This window comes from Psychrobacillus sp. FSL H8-0510, assembly GCF_038008345.1.
In the GTDB taxonomy this organism is placed as follows: domain Bacteria; phylum Bacillota; class Bacilli; order Bacillales_A; family Planococcaceae; genus Psychrobacillus; species Psychrobacillus psychrotolerans.
Map to the genome: position 1 here is coordinate 1,187,723 of NZ_JBBOYZ010000001.1, position 20,227 is coordinate 1,207,949.

The window sequence follows — 20,227 nt, forward strand, 5'->3', positions numbered from 1 at the left end:
AACGAAAGATACAAGAAAATTTATTTTCCTATCTTCTGTATTGTTTTTATCCATCATTGGTATATTCTTTGTCCACTCAGCGGGTTCCTATTGGAGCGAAGTCCATTACAAAGGACAAATGCCATTTGCATTAAAACAAGCAGCATATCTTATTGTAGGGATAGTTGGAGCCTTCATTATTCAAAAGGCAAGTTTCATACGGTCTGATGGATTTTGGAGAGGATTATATATAGTTGCGATTCTCATGCTAATTGGCGTTTTAATCCCTGGTATTGGAGTGGTTCGAAATGGATCACAAAGTTGGATTTCTCTTGGATTTATGAATTTTCAACCAGCAGAGTTAGCTAAAATAGCAGTATTAGGAGTGTTAGCTAACTCTCTAGCAAATGTAAAAAATTCTAGAATGAAAATGTATATTCAAAGTGGCCTTTTGTTATTATTGCCAATTGGCTTTATCATGGTTCAACCAGACTTTGGTTCCGCTTTTGTATTGGTTGTTGCTGTATTCTTTTTATTGTTTGCAGCAGGACTTCCGTTCAAGTTCTTTCTTTGGATAGGTATGAGTGGCATTATTGCTTTTGTACTGCTAATTGTTTCTGCTCCATACCGACTTGTGCGAATACAAGCCTTTCTAGATCCTTGGAATGACCCACTGGGATCCGGATTTCAAGCAATACAATCATTGCTTGCCATAGGTCCAGCTGGATTATTTGGTTTTGGGTATGGAAATAGCCGCCAGAAGTTTTTGTATTTGCCTGAACCACAAAATGATTTCATCTTTTCTATTTTGTTGGAGGAGTCAGGTTTCATCGGTGGGTTCATAATCGTATTAGCATTTTTAACGTTTTTTTCAACCAGTTTTTCGATGGCTGCGCGTGCAAAAACACGTGAACGTCAGTTAATGATCATTGGATTTACCTCTCTATTAGCAGTACAAACATTTTTAAATATGGGGGTAGTTACAGGTCTATTGCCAGTGACTGGGGTAACCTTGCCATTCATCAGTTATGGAGGATCTTCGTTAGTGATGACCTGGGGGATTATTGGAATTATTTTAAACTTAGCTCAAGAAACTGAAAAAGAAGGGAGGCGGTAGAATGGAAAAAATCATCGATATTGAAGATCGTATACCTACCTTAAAAGAACGCAGAAGACGTAGAACAAATAAAAAATTTTCCATTCTACTTTTTCTCTTTGTTACTACGTTATTAATAGTTTTATATTTTCAATCCTCTTACAGTCAGGTTCAAAAGATTACAGTGGACGGTGAAAAACTAGTACCTAAAGAATTGTACATAGAGGAGAGTACCTTGAATATTGGCGAGTCGATGTGGAGTTTTAATGAAAGTAAAATTGAAAACCTCTTGGCTAAGAACGCATGGGTAGAATCAGTACAAGTTAAGCGAAAGTGGTTAACATCCGTTCATATTCAAGTTAATGAGTTTCATCAAATAGGTTATTTAGAGGATGGAGATTTTCTTCATATAATTTTAGAAAATGGACAGATTATTAAAACAGATGGACAAGTTTTACCAAAGGATGGACCTATCTTTTCAGGTTTTGACAATGAAAAAAACCGTTTGAGGATGATAAAAGAATTAAAATTATTGGACAGCGAAGTGTTAACAGGTATTTCTCAAATTAAATATGCACCAACTGAAAATGATGCATACTCTATCCTAGTATTTATGAATGATGGAAATGAAGTTAAGGCGATCATTCCGTCATTCGGAGAAAAAATGAATTTTTATCCTTCCATTGTTTCTCAGCTAAATCCCGAAGTGAAGGGTGTTATTGATTTGGAAGTAGGGACATTTTTCCAACCATTTAAAGATGTGTATAATGTACCAGTAGAAGAGGAGGTTGTGGAAAGTGAAGAAGACCAAACTCCTTAAAGTACCATCTAGAGGGCTTATTACTATATCGATGGTAAGTTTAGTGTTAGGATTTATACTTGCATATTCGTATAGTATCTCATCTGAAGATAACGAAAAAAACGCTTCAAATCTCTCGAATTTCCAAGAACAAGAAAAGTATAGAGAAAAATTAGTGGAACAAAAAGAACGCAATAAAGAGCTAACAGAAGAAATTACTGATAAGCAACAAAAAATCCGTGCTTTTGAACATTCTTTTGTAGAGAGTGAAGAAAGTGTAGAAGAATTAGTAGAGGAAGCAGAAATACTTCGATTATTGATTGGAGATATTCCCTCACAAGGAAAAGGTATTACTGTTTCATTGGAAGATGGAGCTTATAATCCTTCTCAAGAAAATCCAAATGACTATATAGTACATGAAAGTCACGTATTTAAAGTGATTAATGAGCTTAAAATATCTGGTGCAGAAGCTATATCTATTAATGGCCAAAGACTTCATGCAAACTCTTATATAAGATGTACAGGCCCAGTGATTGTAGTAGATGGAAAGACCTTTCCAGCACCATTTACGATTGAAGCAGTAGGAGATCCGAAAGTATTGCTTTCTTCCGTAAATCTAGGAGGAGGTGTTGTTGACCAACTTACTAGTGATAATATAGTGGTGACTGTAGGAGAAAAAGATTTAATAACAATGCCTGCTTTACGTGAAGATGATTATAGCTAACTAATATAGTAATGCTACTCAACTGGGTGGGGTTTCTTCAATTCCCACTGGTAGTAAAACGGGATTTAAGGAGGCCGAATAATGAGAAAAACCGTCTATATTCGGTTTACTATAGTTTTGTTAATAATTGGCTTTATGTTAGCGATACAATTTAACACAGTTCAAAATCCTGAAACAAGAGATACACGAGATATATGGGCTATTCGTCAAGAATTATCCAAAGAAACCGAAACACATTCCGAGCTGCTTTCGGAAATTTATGTATTAGATCAAACAATCTTGAAATATGGAAACATGGTAAGCGAAAGTGCAGAACTTGCTTTACAGGATACAGTAGAACAATTAAAAAAAGATATAGGTCTGGTTGAACATACAGGTCCAGGAATTATTATTAAAGTGGAGCCATCCTTAGAAAGCGTAGCACTTGGACAACCTGTGGAAGGTATTTCACCAGATTTGCTCATCCGACTTATCAATGAAATCAATCGTTTTAAAGCAAATGATATTGAAGTGGATGGTAAACGAATTATCTATTCTTCCCCAATTAGAGATGTAAATGGTAAAACTACAGTGAATAATATACCAGTAAGAAATGCACCATTTACTATTAAAATTGGAACCTCCACTTTTGAGGATGCGCAAAAAATGTATAATCAGTTAGAGGCCTCCACAATCGGAGATGACTTTTATATTGATAATTTAAAACTGAAGATTGGTAAGCCCGAGCAAAATATCACGATTTCCTCTTATGACCAAGCTCTAAATAACCAATTCTTAAAAGAAGTACCGGAAGGGGAGTCATGAAATGTGGTTGCCATTATTAGGGCTGATACTTGGGATTTCCCTCGGTTTATTAACGGAAATACAAATCCCTGAAATATATGAAAGCTATTTGTCTATAGCGGTATTGGCAGCACTTGATACTCTATTCGGAGGCATACGTGCACATCTACAGCATGTCTATGATGACAAAGTATTCGTTTCAGGATTTTTCTTCAATATAGCCCTTGCTGCAGCTTTAGCATTTTTAGGTGTACACTTAGGGATAGATTTATACCTAGCAGCGATTTTTGCGTTCGGTGTACGATTATTTCAGAATATAGCAGTTATCCGTCGAATTTTGCTCACAAAATGGTCAGAAAGAAAAAATTAATAAATTATTAGGTTTAAATTGACTATTTCTTTAGAAAATTTTAGACTTTATACTATTTTTACACTAGAATAATAAATAAAGAGTTCTTAGGAGGTGCCACGGGTTGAATCAATCAGAATTATACGTATCACTAGATATTGGGTCGTCTTCCATTAAGGTCTTAATCGGCGAAATGAATGAAGACTCGCTGCACGTAATTGGTGTTGGAAATGTAAAATCAAACGGAATTAGAAAAGGCACCATCGTAGATATAGATGCAACAGTTCAATCAATTAAAAAAGCGGTAAGTGAAGCCGAAAGAATGATCGGTATGTCTATTAATGAAATTGTATTAGGTATTCCGGCAAATATGGCAAATATACAAAATGTTAAGGGAGTAGTGGCTGTTAATCGTGATGATAGAGAAATAACTGATGGTGACTTAGAACGTGTTATAGAGTCAGCTCAAGTTATGTCTATTCCTCCTGAGAGAGAGCTTATTAATATAGCACCAAAACAATTCATCGTCGATCACTTAGAAGAAATTAAGGATCCACGTGGAATGATCGGGACACGTTTGGAGCTTGACGGTATTATGATGACTACATCCAAAACAATTTTACATAACGTGTTAAGATGTGTGGAAAGAGCTGGCCTTCAAATAAGAGAGATTTACTTACAGCCTTTAGCTGGTGGACACTTTGCATTAACGGAAGACGAAAAAAATCATGGGACAGCTTATATCGATATAGGTGGTGGTTCCACGACGATTGCTATTTTCAATGAAGGCCATTTAGTCAGCACTTCCGTTATTCCAGTTGGCGGTGACCATATTACAAAAGATTTATCGATTGTCTTAAAAACACCAACTGAACAAGCTGAAATGATTAAACTAAAATATGGACATGCTTTCTATGATGATGCTTCAGATGATGAACTATTTGAAGTACCAGTAATAGGTGCAGATATGAAAGAACAATACTCACAACGTTATATTGCCGAAATCATTGGAGTTCGACTAGAAGAATTATTTGAAATGGTTCTAGAAGAATTTTATCGACTTGGGTTACAAGACTTACCAGGCGGAGTAGTTATTACTGGTGGAGTTTCTAAACTAGAAGGCTTAGGACAGTTAGCAAGACATATCCTTCAAACAAGAGTGAGACTATATACTCCAGATTACATTGGGGTTCGAGAACCTCAATATACAACTGCAGTTGGTCTTATAAGATATGCCTATAAAGAAGATCTTTTCTATGGTAAAATTGGTGATAGCCATGCGTTAGCGCATTCGGTTTCAAATGAAGCAGTTGCCGTTTCTAAAAAACAAAAACAGTCTGCTCAATCGACTAATGAACACAAGGATAGCGCCATGACAAAAGCAAAGAGATTTTTTGACAAGTTTTTTGAATAACAAACCATTTATCATAGCAGATAGAACATAGGAGGCAATAGCATGTTAGAATTTGAAACAAATGAAGATCAATTAGCGATCATTAAAGTTATTGGAGTAGGTGGTGGCGGTAATAACGCTGTAAATCGTATGATTGAACATGGTGTTCAAGGTGTAGATTTTATCGCTGTTAATACGGATGCGCAAGCACTCAATATGTCAAAAGCCGAAGTGAAATTACAAATTGGCGGAAAACTAACTCGTGGACTTGGTGCAGGAGCAAACCCTGAAGTCGGGAAAAAAGCAGCTGAAGAAAGTAAAGAGTTAATCGAGGAAGCTCTTAGAGGAGCGGATATGGTATTCGTAACAGCCGGTATGGGTGGCGGTACTGGAACTGGTGCAGCACCAGTTATTGCTCAAATCGCACGTGATTTAGGGGCATTAACAGTAGGTGTTGTAACACGTCCATTTACTTTTGAGGGGCGTAAACGTGCTACTCAAGCTGTAGGCGGAATTAGTATGATGAAAGAATCAGTAGACACATTAATCGTCATTCCAAATGATCGTTTGTTAGAAATCGTTGATAAAAACACGCCAATGCTAGAAGCATTCAGAGAAGCGGATAATGTTTTACGTCAAGGGGTTCAAGGTATTTCTGATTTAATCGCTGTACCTGGTCTTATCAATCTTGACTTTGCAGATGTTAAAACTATTATGTCTAACAAAGGTGCTGCTCTGATGGGTATCGGTATTTCTGCAGGAGAAAATCGTGCAGCTGAAGCGGCGAAAAAGGCTATTTCAAGTCCACTGCTTGAAACTTCAATAGACGGTGCGACAGGAGTCTTGATGAATATTACTGGTGGATCTAACTTAAGTCTATTTGAAGTGCAAGAAGCAGCTGATATTGTTGCCTCTGCATCCGATGAAGAAGTTAATATGATCTTCGGTTCGGTTATTAATGATAACTTAAAAGATGAAATAGTTGTAACTGTAATTGCAACAGGATTCAATGAAGAGTTAATCACACAAAAACAACCGCGTAGCACAGGATTTGGTGGAAACAGAGCACCACAACAACCAACAACAGCACCTATTAGAGAACAACGTAAAGAAGAAGTGCCGCAACAACAAGCGCCTCAACAAGAACGTCATGTTTCTCATAACCAACAAGAGGATGCGTTAGATATCCCAACTTTCTTAAGAAATCGTCAACGCAGAAACTAAACTAATATGCAAAAAGCAATCACTTCGGTGGTTGCTTTTTTTTTTGAGTAAGTATATAAAAGTTATCGTTAATACTGGGTTCATGATAACTTCTTTGAATGGATTATCCTGCTGATTTCCGTTTCAAGTGGGGTTCTAAGACTAAGAGCGCCACATCGTGTGGCAATGCCTTCGTGACCAACATCTTTTTGTCCTCCGTGGGGTGAGCAATGAGCTATCACCGTCGCTAACGCGTCGATGTGATATCTCCTCTGTCTCACTCATCCCACTGGAGTCGCCAGCTACCACTGCAATCAAATATAAGTAGTACTCCACTATAAGGGTATAGCATTGTTTTTCGCTTAGATGATCAGGTTGGTCAAAAATTAGAAAGTAACCAATTATTTGTAATCGCTTTTCAATTAGAAATACTATAATCCAAAGAAGGATGAAGAAAGTAGATTTTCTTTCATACTGGTGGAAATTGAGAGAAATAATAAGTGGTTCATTAAATACAAAATAGCGAACGAAATTACATCTTCGAGAGCTTTCTCTATTAATAGTTAGTATTTTTTCTCTAGTTATCCAAAACCGAACTAACCTGTTTCTAAAAGTTGTAGGAGGGCGGCGGAAAGACAAATACCATAAGATTACTGAGAAAAAGGGATGGTGTTCGTGACGTCAGTCACAAACACCATCTTAAAAAAACCAATCGGTAATCTTACAGCAAAACTTCTGTCCAAAGCACTCCAGAAACGATAGAAACAGGTTTTTACCTTCAAGGACCGTGTATCTTTTGCCCGGTTTTTCTTATGCATTAAACAGATGGAGGATATAAACTTAACACGACTTTTTGTTAAATCACAATTTTTCCTAGTTATTATTATGTCGTAAAAAAAGAACGTTTTTGAACGGTCTTTTGACAAATTTCTTACACTTTAGATGCTAAGCTTTAATCAAAAGGAGGGAAGTTATGTATGCGGAAGTAATGATTGTAACCAATACTTTTTTCAATTACACCGTTTTAGCATTTGCCAATAAAATTGGGTGGATTGAAAATCAGAAAAGGTATTTATTTCTTTCTGCTCTAACAGCTGGAGTAATTACAGTCGTTTTCTCTCATTCTTTATTCGCAATATTTTTATCGTTTTTTGTAATGATTTCGATCGCTTTTTGGAAAAAACGTTCACAGATAATTAAAGCAATTATATTAACATTACTTGCTAGTGTCTTTGCTGGAGGATTGCTTACAGCTATCGCACCTTTGTATGACAATAGTGGTAATTTGTTTATGATTATTAATTTTGCCTTAATAGCGACTGGTGGTTTATATTTTTTGACAAAAAATGTATTGCATTTAAATATAGCAAATTCCGAAAGAGAGCTATTATATTCATCCAACGTTACGTTATTTGGAGTTTCTCAAGAATTAACCCTTTTTATAGATTCGGGAAATGTGTGTACAGAACCATTATCCAATGATCCTGTTCACTTTGTAGCGGCAGAAATGTTGAAAGAGATATTACCATATGAGTTATTTAAAGCAATTAGTGAATGGGAGTTTGACGGAAGTGCTAGTTTGGACAAGATACCAAAAGAGTATGTTAGTAAATTACGATTAATACCAATTGCAACGATACAAAAACATAAAACATGGGTTATTGGTATCAAGTATGATCAGTGGTTGGTTGACGGTCAACCGTTACCTAAAGGATATATTGTGATGACGAAAGCAAAAGAAAAATTTCCACATGAGGCGGATGGAATACTGCAAAGTTCCTCATATTTTCATTTGAAGAAAAGGAGTGTAGGCTAATGCTGATGAAATGGTTCCGTAAAGTTTATTATTGGGTACTATCTTTTAGACGAAAAAGTGTACATTATATTGGAGGCAATGAATCATTACCTAAACCATTATCGAGAGAAGAAGAAAGAGAAATGTTACTCGCATTTATGGATGGCGATGATCATGCAAGAGATGTACTAATTGAAAGAAACTTAAGGTTAGTTGTTTATATAGCGAGAAGATTTGATCAAACCAATACAAATATAGAAGATCTTATAAGTATTGGTTCTATAGGTCTTATAAAGGCAGTAGAAACATTTAATCTAGATAAAGGTATCAAGCTTGCCACTTATGCATCTAGATGTATAGAGAACGAAATTTTAATGCATTTACGAAAGACGAACCGTATGAAGTCAGAGGTTTCTTTTGATGAACCTTTAAATTCTGATTCAGATGGCAATGAACTATTATTATCAGATATTTTAGGAACTAGTGAAGATTTAATCATTGAAGATGTGGAAAAAAAACTAGAGCGCCAACATGTATTCGAAGCAATAAATTTACTTGGAAATAGAGAAAAATATATAATGCAATGTCGGTTTGGGTTAAACGGCAAGGAAGAAATGACTCAAAAAGAAGTGGCCGATCATTTAGGTATTTCACAATCATATATATCCCGTTTAGAAAAGAAAATAATATTGGATTTAAAGGAGCTCTTAAACGAACCTATTGCTTAATGGGTGAAATTGGATAGTATCATAAAGAATAATCTTACCTATACCGGACAAACTGACTTAGAACAATTAAAAAGTCCGGAGGAAGATCTATGACGAGAACAAAAGTTGAATTATGCGGCATTGATACATCTAAGCTTCCTTTACTTAAGCATGAAGAAATGAAAGAATTATTTATCCGATTACAAGCTGGTGAAGAATCTGTTAAAGACGAACTAGTAATGTGTAATTTAAGGTTAGTTTTAAGTCTAGTACAAAGGTTTGCTTACAGGGGAGAGCAAGCTGATGATCTGTTTCAAGTTGGTTGTATTGGACTCATCAAGTCTATTGAGAACTTCGATCTAAAGCATAACGTCCGTTTTTCTACGTATGCAGTTCCTATGATTATTGGAGAAATAAAAAGACATTTACGTGATCACCATTCAGTACGAGTATCAAGATCTTTGAGAGATATTGCATATAAAGCTATGAAAGCAAAGGAACAGTTTATAAACGAGCATCTACAAGAGCCAACCTTGGATGATTTATCCAAAGAACTAGATATTCCGGTGGAAGATATTTTAATTGCTTTAGATGCCATTCAGGATCCAGTGTCTTTGCAAGAACCGATATTCAGTGACGGTGGCGATGCTATTTATATGATGGACCAATTATGCGACAATGATGTATCGGAAGATCAATGGGTCACTTATTTTACTGTGAAAGAAAGTTTTCAGAAGCTAGATACAAGACAAAAGAAAATATTAACGAAGAGAATTTATTATGGTGCAACGCAAACAGAAATAGCAATGGACTTAGGGCTATCACAAGCGCAGATATCTCGTTTGGAAAAGAGTGCTTTATCAACTATTCAAAGTCAATTGAATCCATAATATTACTTCAGCAAAGACGTTTTTTTCTTTATAGAAAAAAACGTTTTTCTGTTTCATAAATTTAGAAAACGACAATAGTTAATACGTTTTGCAAGTCCCTGGGTTAATATTTCCCGGTTTACGTGTAAAACTTTGACGAAAGCATGTTGTTGAAAGTGTGTATTCATCCTAACAAAGCTAGTAAAAGAGTTCCCTTATGAGTAAATTCAAACAAAGGTTTCATCATAATGGAATGGGTTTTTTTCCTATTTCGTTCATATACTAAATAAAGGGGGTTAGTGATGAAATTTTCAGATGCACAGCAAAAAGAAGTAATAGAAGCGAAAAGTGGTCAATTATTAGGCTATATCGTGGATGCAGAAATTGATAAAGACACTGGTTTTATTATTTCATTTATAGTAGAGGAAAATGGCGCTTATCCAACTTTTTTTAATAAAAAAAGAGAAACGAAGAAAATAGCAGTACAAAATATAGCGATAATTGGAAAAGATGTTATAATTGTCTCAAAAATATAGTCTTACAATGTTCTTCATTGATAAAACAACTTTTCATTGATACAATAAATATAAACAATTGATGAAAAGTTGGGTTTCGAATGACAAATGTAAAACAAAATTTAGAACAAATTCAACAACGTATGCAAAGTGCTAGCAATCGAGCAAATAGAAAGTTAGAAGATATAACTCTAATTGCAGTTACAAAGGAAGTTTCTGTTAATCGAACAAATGAAGTAATCGAGAATCGTGTTATGCATTTGGGTGAAAATAGACCAGAGGGTTTAAAGAAGAAGTTAGATGCCATTTCTAGTGATGTTCAATGGCATTACATAGGGTCACTTCAAACAAGAAAAGTGAAATCAGTAATTAATCATATAAAATATCTGCATTCATTGGATCGGATGAGCCTAGCAGATGAAATTGAGAAAAGAGCTACCTCTACGAAGGATTGTTTTGTACAAGTAAACGTATCGCAAGAAGAGTCAAAGCATGGTCTTCCTTATGATGAAGTAGAAGGATTTATAGATCAACTCCACAACCATGAAAAAATTCGTGTTATTGGACTTATGACGATGGCTCCTAATACAGAAGATGACACAATCATTCGAAATGTTTTCCAAAAATTGAAGCAACTTCAAAGTAAAATAGCAGCTAAACAAATAGTTAACGCACCTTGTACAGAACTTTCCATGGGAATGTCTGGAGACTATGAAATAGCAATAGAAGAAGGTGCTACCTTTATAAGAATTGGAACAGCATTGGTTGGAAAAGAGAAGGAGGGTATTGAATAGCATGAAAAACTGGATGAAAAATTTCTTTTACTTAGATGAAGAAGAGGAAGCATCAGAAACGCAGCAGTCAAGACCTCAACAACAAAAAACGGCAGATAACAATATAAAGCAACAAACAGCAAAGTCAGTACCTAAAGAACGTAAATTCAATACCACGCCTAAGGAAATAAATACTCCTAATCTTGTTAGTATTCAAAATGTCCAAAAGTCTTCCAAAGTAATATTAATAGAGCCAAGAGTTTATGCAGAAGCACAAGATATATCTGAACACTTAAAAAGTAAAAAAGCAGTGATTGTAAATTTGCAACGTATTGACAAGGAACAAGGAATTCGAATTATCGACTTTTTAAGTGGAACAGTGTACGCTTTAGGTGGAGATATACAAAGAATAGGTACGGATATATTCCTTTGTGCACCCGATTCAGTAGAAGTCGATGGAGCAATATCGGATTATTACTATAACGACCTAGATTAACAGAGGAGTAATTATACTATGGCATTAGTTTTAACTTTATTAAGTTTAGGTGTTCGAATTTATTCGTATGCATTAATTGCATATATTTTAATGTCTTGGGTACCTAGCATTCAACAATCGAGTTTCGGGAAGTTTTTGGGTAGAATTTGTGAACCTTACTTAGAACCGTTTAGAAAAATTATTCCACCACTAGGAATGATTGATATTTCACCAATCGTTGCAATTTTTGTATTAAACCTAGCAATGACGGGTATATATTATATAGCTAATATAGTTCTCTAACCTCACTTCCGTGGGGTTTTTTACTATAATTGAAAGGGAAATATTATAATGGAAAATGTATTGCAACATTTTAGAAAAGAAGAACAGCCTTTTATTGAGCAGGTTGTAAGTATGATGCGGGAAGTAGAGGACCGATATGCACCTAAGTTAACGGACTTTCTAGATCCTAGGCAGCAATTTATAGTAGACTCGATTCGTAGACAATATGAAGATATTGGTTCTAGCGCTGAAGGTGCATTAGAGGATGCGGAGAGAAGAAGAGTTCTATTGTTTCCTTCCTATTATGTGCCATCGGAAATTGATTTCTCTATGAGAGTAGTTGAGGTCCATTACCCTACTAAATTTGTAACGTTAAAACATAAGGACGTGCTTGGTTCGATGATGTCCTTAGGGATTGATCGTAGTAAATTTGGAGATATACGTGTACAAGATGGTGCCATTCAGTTCGTGGTAGCTTTAGAGGTACTGGATTATGTACGAGCTAATTTTACATCTATTGGAAAAGTGAAAGTTCATATCGATGATGTAGGAAATCCACAAGACTATTTTGTTCAACAGGAGGAATGGATGACTGAGACCTTAACGGTAAGCTCACTCCGTTTAGACACTGTAATTGCCTCAATTTTTAATATTTCTCGTCAAAAGTCTGCATCTCTTATTCAAAGTGGGAAAGTCAAAGTGAACTGGTCCGAGAAAGATCAAGTATCCCTTGAATTACAAGAACTCGATCTCATTTCTATAAGAGGACATGGAAGAGTGAAATTAATCATGATGGAAGGCAGGACAAAAAAAGATAAAATTCGATTACAAATAGGTAGATTAGAACTAAAAAATTAATTTTTATAAGAATATTTCAAATATAGATGTATTCAATCTCGTAGAAATGTATAATGGGAGAAAGAATACAAGTTTAGTAAAGTGAAGGAGATGTTAAAATGCCACTAACACCACTTGATATACATAACAAGGAATTTAGTAAAGGATTTAGAGGGTACAATGAAGATGAAGTAAATGAATTCCTTGACCAAATAATGAAAGACCTTGAAATTTTGACGAAAGAAAAAAAAGAATTAGAAACAAAGCTTAAAACATCAAGCGAACAGGTTGGTCATTTTACTTCGATTGAAGAAACACTACATAAATCCATTGTCGTTGCTCAGGAGGCTGCAGAAGAAGTCCGTCGCAATTCACAAAAAGAAGCGAAGCTGATTGTGAAAGAGGCAGAGAAAAATGCTGACCGAATCGTTAATGAAGCTTTAACGAAAGCTAGAAGAATTGCGATGGAAATAGAGGATCTCAAGAAACAATCAAAAGTTTTCCGCAATCGCTTTAAAATGTTAGTAGAAGCACAGTTAGACTTGATCAATACTGATGATTGGAATCATTTAATGCAATATGATGTGGATACAGAAGTAATTGATCGACTATCTATAACAGAAGATTAACATTTCTTGACTCATCGCCATACTTTACCTATAATAATTTCATATCATATAATATGCGTAGAAAAAGACGTCTAAATTTGTTTTTGATAAAGCGACCTGAGGATGGTGAGAGCTCAGGAATATAAACTCTTTAGATTATCACTTTGGAGCAAGGGCACTGAACTTTTTAGTAAGTGTCTTCGGTTAGTGCCCCGTTATGGCATTCTAAGCGGCGATTTTTTGAGAAATCGCAAGTAGGGTGGTACCGCGAGCATAACTCCTCGTCCCTTTTTGGGATGTGGAGTTTTTTTGTTTACGTGTAGATTAATACAATTTTTACGTTTTTACTAATTAGGAGGTAATAAGATGGAATACAAAGATACGTTATTAATGCCTAAGACAGCTTTCCCAATGCGTGGAAACTTACCAGTGAAAGAGTTAGAAATCCAAGCGAAATGGGCAGAGCAGGATATCTATAAAAAAGTACAGGATCATACTAAAGATCGACCATTTTTTGTACTGCATGATGGACCACCGTACGCAAATGGTGATCTTCATATGGGTCACGCATTAAACAAAGTATTGAAAGATATGATTGTCCGTCATAAGTCTATGACAGGTTTCCACGCACCATATGTTCCAGGTTGGGATACACATGGTCTTCCAATCGAGCAAGCATTAACAAATAAAGGTGTGAAACGTAAAGAACTGTCTTTAGCAGAGTTTAGAAAGCTTTGTGAAGAGTATGCTTATCAACAAATTGATAATCAACGCTCGCAGTTCAAACGTCTGGGTGTTCGTGGTGACTGGGAAAATCCATATGTTACATTGACTCCTGATTTTGAATCACGTCAAATCGAAGTATTCGGTGCGATGGCTAAAAAAGGATACATTTATAAAGGATTAAAGCCTGTTTACTGGTCACCTTCTAGTGAATCAGCATTAGCAGAAGCTGAAATTGAATACCAAGATAAAAAATCACCATCTATCTATGTAAGCTTTAAGGTAACGGAAGGTAAAGGAGTTCTTGAAGAAGGAACAAAGTTTATCATTTGGACTACAACACCTTGGACTATTCCTGCGAACTTAGCTATTTCTTTACATCCAAAAGTGGAGTATGCAGTTGTCGAAACGAATGGTTCTAAGTTTGTTGTTGCATTAGATTTAGTAAAAGCTGTTGCAGAAGAATTAGGCTGGGAAGAATACACAGTAGAGCGTACACTATTAGGTCAAGAAATGGATCGATTAGTTGCAAAACATCCATTATACGATCGTGATTCTCTTATCATTCTTGGGGAGCATGTAACAACTGAATCTGGTACTGGTTGTGTTCATACAGCACCTGGTCACGGGGAAGATGACTTTTATGTTGGTAAAGCTTATGGATTAGATGTCCTTTGTCCAGTGGATGACCGCGGTGTTATGACTGCTGAAGCACCAGGTTTTGAAGGGTTATTTTATGATACAGCTAACAAAGCAATTACAGAAGCTCTAGAAGCTGCTGGTGCACTTGAGAAACTTACATTCTTTACGCATTCATATCCACATGACTGGCGTACAAAAAAACCAGTTATTTATCGTGCTACTGCTCAATGGTTTGCTTCAATTGAGGCATTTAGAGATGAATTACTACAAGCAATTCGAGATACAAAATTTACTCCTGCATGGGGAGAGACTCGTCTATTTAACATGATTCGTGATCGTGGAGACTGGTGTATTTCTCGACAACGTGTATGGGGAGTTCCAATTCCGGTATTTTATGGGGAAGATGGAGAACCAATCCTGACAGAAGAGACGATTTCACATGTTTCTAAACTATTCCGAGAGCACGGATCGAATATTTGGTTTGAAAGAGAAGCGAAGGAATTATTACCTGAAGGATTCACTCATATTGGTAGTCCAAATGGTATCTTTACAAAAGAAACAGATATTATGGATGTATGGTTTGATTCGGGTTCATCTCATCAAGGTGTTCTAGAAGAACGGGATGATTTAGTATTCCCAGCTGACTTATACCTAGAGGGATCAGATCAGTATCGTGGTTGGTTTAACTCTTCTCTAATCACAAGTACAGCTATGTTTGGTCATGCTCCTTATAAAGGATTGTTAAGCCATGGTTTCACATTAGATGGCAATGGTCGTAAAATGAGTAAATCCTTAGGTAACGTTATCGTTCCTTCCAAAGTGATCAATCAGTTAGGTGCGGATATTGTACGTTTATGGGTAGCTTCCGTGGATTATACAGCAGATGTACGTGTTTCGGATGCGATTTTCAAACAAGTATCCGAAGTATATCGTAAAATTCGTAATACTTTCCGATTCTTGCATGGTAATATCAGTGATTTCCATCCGGTTAATAATCGTGTGGAATTTAAAGATCTACGTGAAGTCGATCAATATATGTATATGAAACTTCAAGAAGTAATTTCTACAGTAAGAGCGGCATATGATCGCTATGATTTCGCAAGTGTATATCATACGATTAATAATTTTGTATCAAGTGAGCTAAGTTCATTCTACTTAGACATTGCAAAAGATGTTGTGTATATCTATGGGGAGGATCACCCAGATCGTCGTGCAATGCAAACAGTTATGTATGATACGCTACTAGCGCTATTAAAACTATTAACACCTATTCTGCCTCATACAACAGATGAGCTTTGGGCTTACTTAGAGCATGAAACAGCAGAAAGTATTCAATTAACAGATATGCCAGAAGCCGTTAATTATCCTGAATTTAAAGAGTTAGCAGCTAAGTGGGATAAAATTATGGAATTACGTGATGATGTTCTAAAAGCATTAGAAGAAGCACGTAATGCAAAAACTATTGGTAAATCATTAGAAGCTAAAGTAGCTCTATATGTAAATGATGACTATAAAGAATTATTTGAAACAGATGCGATCGACTTTGCTCAATTGTTTATCGTTTCTAAGTTTGAATTAGGCGGGGCTCCTTCTGACGCTCCTGCTAACAGCTTGGCATTAGAACATGCTTCCGTTGTAGTAGAAAAAGCAGATGGTGAAAAATGTGAGCGTTGCTGGACAATTTCCGAAACAGTGGGAACAGTAGAAGCACACCCAACATTATGTGCACGTTGCGCAGAGGTTGTGAAGTAAATAGTACGAAGAAATGTGGTCCTATTTTATATAGGGCCACATTTTTAAATATTTCGTTTAATGAAGATAGCCCTTAAATTCAACAATATACCTCATAACTGTAATGGAAGTCTATAATACAGCCGATCTAGCGCATAATACAAATACTCCTTAAAAACATTTTCTATATTGAAATTTCACTGCTCTTTTACGAATTGTATGGTTCTGTGTTAAACTAAGTGGAGAGTGTTCAATTTTTTACTGTAAAGAATTTGTTATGTGGGGGAAATAATGTGTGGAAATTTTATGGACTAGCTGCTTTTTTCATTGCGTTAGATCAATGGACCAAATGGCTTGTCGTTAAGAATATGTCACTTGGTGAACGAATTATTTTGTGGGACCCTTACCTAGCGCTACTTTCTCATAGAAATAAAGGAGCAGCCTGGGGCATTCTGCAAGGAAAAATAGGATTCTTTACCATAGTCACTATCATTGTTATCATTGGAATTATCTATTACTTCCATAAAGAAGCAAAAGGAAAACCGATGTTTCAAGTTGGTTTGATGTTACTGCTTGGTGGAGCAATTGGGAACTTTATTGACCGACTTTGGAGAGGCGAAGTAGTAGATTTCGTCGATGTTTTAATACCTATTATCAATTATGATTTTCCTATTTTTAATGTGGCGGATGCTGCACTAACTATCGGAGTTATAATTATAATAATATTTGTATTTCAGGAAGAACGAGCTGAAAAGAAAAAGGTGAAGTAATGGAAGATTTAACATTTATTATTGAAAATGAACAAGCAAAAGAGCGTATTGATAAAGCAGTGGCATCTTTTGAATCAGATTGGTCACGTACGCAGATCCAAAACTTTATAAAAGATGGACATGTTACTGTAAACAATGAACCAGCTAAGTCCAATTATAAAGTGAAAGTAGGAGACGTTATTGTCGTAACACCTCCCGATGCTATACCACTGGATATCCAAGCAGAAAACCTAAATTTAGAAATTATTTATGAAGATGCGGATGTCGTAGTAGTTTATAAACCTCGTGGAATGGTAGTACACCCTGCACCAGGGCATACAACTGGGACCCTCGTTAACGGTTTAATGCATCAGATTAAAGATTTGTCGGGTATTAACGGAGTTATGCGACCTGGAATTGTGCATCGTATTGACAAAGATACGACAGGTTTACTGATGGTAGCTAAAAATGATGTTGCACATGTCTCATTAGTAGATCAACTGGTTAAGAAAACAGTTACTCGTAAATACACAGCAATTGTGCACGGTCGAATAGCGCATGATAAAGGGACAATAGATGCACCTATCGCTCGTGATAAAAGAGAAAGACAAAATATGGCAGTAGTGGATAACGGCAAACATGCTGTTACACATTTCCGCGTATTAGATAGATTTGATAAATTTACGTTAGTTGAATGCCAACTAGAAACTGGACGTACTCATCAAATTCGTGTGCATATGAAATATATTGGTTACCCACTTGCTGGAGATCCAAAATATGGTCCGAAGAAAACGATTAACTTTGATGGACAAGTTTTACATGCGGGATTATTAGGTTTCATTCACCCGAAAACGGGAGAATACTTAGAGTTCTCATACCCACTTCCAGATGATTTTACTAATTTGATACAAAATTTAAAAAATCAAACGTTGATTAATGAGGAATAGTACTCTATACTAAAAACAAGCAAACATTTACTTGCTAGTAATTTAAAAACTATATAGCTTCACCTTTAATAACAGTCCAGAGAGGCTGAGAAGGTACATGTGAACGTGACTCACTATCAATCTGCGGATTTTTAGGAATCACTCTACTTAATAACGCATTTACAACCTTCTAGGCTCTCGAGTCTAGAAGGTTTTTTATTTTGTTCAAAGGAGATGAGAAAGTAATGGGAGAAAAAGCAAATATTCTAGATGAGAAAGCGATAAATCGAGCACTCACAAGAATTGCACATGAAATTATTGAACGTAACAAAGGCATTGATGAGTGTATTCTAGTGGGCATTAAAACTAGAGGAGCGTTTTTAGCGAAACGTTTAGCAGATCGGATCGAGGTAATTGAGGGCAAGCCGATAAAAACAGGAGAGCTCGATATTACACTTTATAGAGATGACTTATCGTTAAAAAATAATACCGATGAACCTTTAGTACAGCAAGTGGATATTACGCATGATGTGAAAGATAAAAAAGTTATTCTTGTGGATGATGTTTTATACACAGGGCGAACAGTACGAGCGGCGATGGATGCAGTTATGGATCTTGGAAGACCAGCTCAAATACAGTTAGCGGTATTAATCGATAGAGGGCACCGCGAGCTACCTATTAGAGCAGATTATGTTGGCAAAAATATACCCACTTCTAGTGGGGAGAGAATTGTCGTCAAAGTAACGGAAACAGACGAGGTAGATGCAGTATCCATTTACGAATAAGAATCTATTTAAAAGGTAGGGAAAATTCATGTCAAATGCCATTTTAGATGTAAATGATAAGCCGTCAAGTGGACAGCTCATCACTTTAAGTTTTCAACATATGTTTGCAATGTTTGGATCGACTATTTTGGTACCGCAACTAGTAGGTTTGAGTCCTGCAATTGCATTATTAACAAGTGGGATTGCAACAATAATCTTCTTACTCGTAACTAAATTTCAAGTGCCGGCATATTTAGGATCGTCGTTCGCATTCATCGCACCAATACTTGTGGCAGTAAATGGCTTGAATGAAGCGGGGGAAGCTATTAATCCGGGTAATGCAATGATCGGTGCGGTTTTCGTAGGATTGGTTTACGGAATTGTGTCGCTCGTAATTTGGAAAAGTGGCTATAAGTGGATTATGAAGCTGTTACCAGCAATCGTTGTTGGACCAGTCATCATGGTCATTGGATTAGGACTATCTGGTGTGGCAGTGGATATGGCGATGAATATAACAAATGCAGATTCAGGTTTAAAAGAATATAGCTTCTTACATTTCTCAGCGGCATTAGTGACATTGTTTACGGCAATTATCTGTACGGTTTTCTTTAAAAATATTATTAGTACAATGCCAATCTTAATAGGTTTAGTGGTGGGTTATATATATTCCATTATTATTGGGATTGTTGACTTTGCCCCAATTAAAGAAGCGAAATTATTTGCTTCACCAGACTTTTTGCTACCTGGGGTACATTATGACTTTGTCATTACTACGAATATTTTACTAGTAATGGTGCCAATCGTTATCGTTACTATATCGGAGCATATTGGACATCAGCTCGTATTAGGAAAAGTTGTAGAGAGAGACTACATAAAAGAACCAGGGCTGCATAGATCATTATTAGGTGATGGCTTAGGTACTTTAGTAAGTGCACTTATCGGTGGTCCACCTAAAACTACCTACGGGGAGAACATTGGAGTTTTAGCCATCACTCGTATTTATAGTGTCTATGTGATATTGGGTGCTGCTGTTGTGGCAATTCTACTATCATTCTTTGGAAAAGCGATGGCAGTTATATCAACGATACCAACAGCAGTCCTAGGTGGCGTATCTATTCTGTTATTTGGGATAATTGCAGCAAGTGGTTTACGGATGTTAGTTGATGCTAAAGTAGATTTCGGCAATAGTCGAAACTTAGTTATTGCATCCGTCATTCTCGTAATAGGAATTGGAGGAGCAAAATTCATCGTTACGGAAGCACTTAGCATTGAAGGTATGGCTTTAGCAGCAATTATCGGAGTTATACTAAATCTCATCCTACCTGGAAGAAAGCAAGCAGAAAGTACAGATTTATATCAAACTAAATAATTGGCCTTTTAAGAAGTTGAACAGTGAGTCAGCAAAAGGTTCGGATAGCAAGTTGGGATATTTCATATGATCCTGCTACTTGTCTATGCTTAAACGAACCTTCTCGAGACTTTTTCGAGGAGGTTTTTCTATTATT

Annotated in this window: 21 protein-coding genes and 1 other annotated feature; all 21 genes read left to right on the forward strand. The window is 36.1% G+C overall.

From position 1 onward, the window contains the following. The first annotated feature begins 40 nt into the window (after positions 1-40). The 21 genes from MHI40_RS05690 (at position 41) to MHI40_RS05790 (ending at position 20,091) form a co-directional block, all read left to right on the forward strand. Positions 41-1,096, forward strand: a complete 1,056-nt coding sequence (locus tag MHI40_RS05690) for an FtsW/RodA/SpoVE family cell cycle protein (protein WP_322788060.1) — start codon at positions 41-43, stop codon at positions 1,094-1,096. A gap of 1 nt (position 1,097) precedes the next feature. Further along, a complete protein-coding gene (locus MHI40_RS05695) occupies positions 1,098-1,895 on the forward strand; it encodes a cell division protein FtsQ/DivIB (protein WP_340761874.1) in 798 nt (265 codons plus the stop codon). A gap of 31 nt (positions 1,896-1,926) precedes the next feature. Beyond that, positions 1,927-2,598 carry a DUF881 domain-containing protein gene (locus MHI40_RS05700; protein WP_093535741.1) on the forward strand — a complete coding sequence of 224 codons (672 nt, stop codon included), beginning with the start codon at positions 1,927-1,929 and terminating at the stop codon, positions 2,596-2,598. An 81-nt stretch (positions 2,599-2,679) separates the two neighbouring features. After that, the gene (locus MHI40_RS05705; RefSeq protein ID WP_093535314.1) at positions 2,680-3,402 is read left to right on the forward strand and encodes a DUF881 domain-containing protein; all 723 of its coding nucleotides are present in this window, start codon (positions 2,680-2,682) and stop codon (positions 3,400-3,402) included. Position 3,403: 1 nt separating this feature from the next. Next, complete coding sequence (locus MHI40_RS05710; RefSeq protein WP_093535312.1) at positions 3,404-3,751, forward strand: small basic family protein; 348 nt, start codon at positions 3,404-3,406, stop codon at positions 3,749-3,751. A 103-nt stretch (positions 3,752-3,854) separates the two neighbouring features. Next, positions 3,855-5,144 carry a cell division protein FtsA gene (ftsA, locus tag MHI40_RS05715; protein WP_093535310.1) on the forward strand — a complete coding sequence of 430 codons (1,290 nt, stop codon included), beginning with the start codon at positions 3,855-3,857 and terminating at the stop codon, positions 5,142-5,144. 42 nt (positions 5,145-5,186) lie between these two features. After that, on the forward strand, positions 5,187-6,347 hold the full coding sequence (ftsZ, locus tag MHI40_RS05720; RefSeq protein ID WP_093535308.1) for a cell division protein FtsZ: 1,161 nt from the start codon (positions 5,187-5,189) through the stop codon (positions 6,345-6,347). Between the two features lie 952 nt (positions 6,348-7,299). Then, positions 7,300-8,142: a sigma-E processing peptidase SpoIIGA gene (locus MHI40_RS05725; protein WP_340761875.1), complete on the forward strand. Its 843-nt coding sequence runs from the start codon at positions 7,300-7,302 to the stop codon at positions 8,140-8,142. Next, positions 8,142-8,849 (forward strand): RNA polymerase sporulation sigma factor SigE, encoded by a 708-nt coding sequence (gene sigE / locus MHI40_RS05730; RefSeq protein WP_093535304.1) that lies wholly within the window; start codon positions 8,142-8,144, stop codon positions 8,847-8,849. Before MHI40_RS05725 ends, sigE begins: the two co-directional genes overlap by 1 nt. Positions 8,850-8,938: 89 nt before the next feature. Continuing rightward, on the forward strand, positions 8,939-9,718 hold the full coding sequence (sigG, locus tag MHI40_RS05735; RefSeq protein WP_093535302.1) for an RNA polymerase sporulation sigma factor SigG: 780 nt from the start codon (positions 8,939-8,941) through the stop codon (positions 9,716-9,718). A gap of 281 nt (positions 9,719-9,999) precedes the next feature. Then, positions 10,000-10,233, forward strand: coding sequence for a YlmC/YmxH family sporulation protein (locus MHI40_RS05740; protein ID WP_093535300.1), 234 nt, complete (start codon positions 10,000-10,002; stop codon positions 10,231-10,233). 80 nt (positions 10,234-10,313) lie between these two features. Then, positions 10,314-11,006 carry a YggS family pyridoxal phosphate-dependent enzyme gene (locus MHI40_RS05745; RefSeq protein WP_340761876.1) on the forward strand — a complete coding sequence of 231 codons (693 nt, stop codon included), beginning with the start codon at positions 10,314-10,316 and terminating at the stop codon, positions 11,004-11,006. Position 11,007: 1 nt separating this feature from the next. Then, the gene (locus tag MHI40_RS05750; RefSeq protein WP_340761877.1) at positions 11,008-11,481 is read left to right on the forward strand and encodes a cell division protein SepF; all 474 of its coding nucleotides are present in this window, start codon (positions 11,008-11,010) and stop codon (positions 11,479-11,481) included. Positions 11,482-11,499: 18 nt separating this feature from the next. Next, on the forward strand, positions 11,500-11,763 hold the full coding sequence (locus MHI40_RS05755; protein WP_093535294.1) for a YggT family protein: 264 nt from the start codon (positions 11,500-11,502) through the stop codon (positions 11,761-11,763). A 48-nt stretch (positions 11,764-11,811) separates the two neighbouring features. Next, entirely contained in the window at positions 11,812-12,600 is a 789-nt protein-coding gene (locus tag MHI40_RS05760; protein ID WP_093535292.1) for a YlmH family RNA-binding protein, read from the forward strand. Between the two features lie 98 nt (positions 12,601-12,698). Further along, positions 12,699-13,208: a DivIVA domain-containing protein gene (locus MHI40_RS05765; protein WP_340761878.1), complete on the forward strand. Its 510-nt coding sequence runs from the start codon at positions 12,699-12,701 to the stop codon at positions 13,206-13,208. Between the two features lie 49 nt (positions 13,209-13,257). Continuing rightward, positions 13,258-13,479 (forward strand) — a binding site (T-box leader). Between the two features lie 74 nt (positions 13,480-13,553). Continuing rightward, positions 13,554-16,304 carry an isoleucine--tRNA ligase gene (gene ileS / locus MHI40_RS05770; RefSeq protein ID WP_093535288.1) on the forward strand — a complete coding sequence of 917 codons (2,751 nt, stop codon included), beginning with the start codon at positions 13,554-13,556 and terminating at the stop codon, positions 16,302-16,304. A 272-nt stretch (positions 16,305-16,576) separates the two neighbouring features. Then, on the forward strand, positions 16,577-17,053 hold the full coding sequence (gene lspA / locus MHI40_RS05775) for a signal peptidase II (RefSeq protein ID WP_093535286.1): 477 nt from the start codon (positions 16,577-16,579) through the stop codon (positions 17,051-17,053). Beyond that, a complete protein-coding gene (locus MHI40_RS05780; RefSeq protein WP_093535284.1) occupies positions 17,053-17,979 on the forward strand; it encodes an RluA family pseudouridine synthase in 927 nt (308 codons plus the stop codon). The genes lspA and MHI40_RS05780 overlap by 1 nt, the downstream gene beginning before the upstream one ends. 224 nt (positions 17,980-18,203) lie before the next feature. Continuing rightward, positions 18,204-18,743, forward strand: a complete 540-nt coding sequence (pyrR, locus tag MHI40_RS05785) for a bifunctional pyr operon transcriptional regulator/uracil phosphoribosyltransferase PyrR (RefSeq protein WP_093535739.1) — start codon at positions 18,204-18,206, stop codon at positions 18,741-18,743. Positions 18,744-18,771: 28 nt separating this feature from the next. After that, entirely contained in the window at positions 18,772-20,091 is a 1,320-nt protein-coding gene (locus tag MHI40_RS05790) for a solute carrier family 23 protein (RefSeq protein WP_340761879.1), read from the forward strand. Positions 20,092-20,227: the final 136 nt, after the last annotated feature.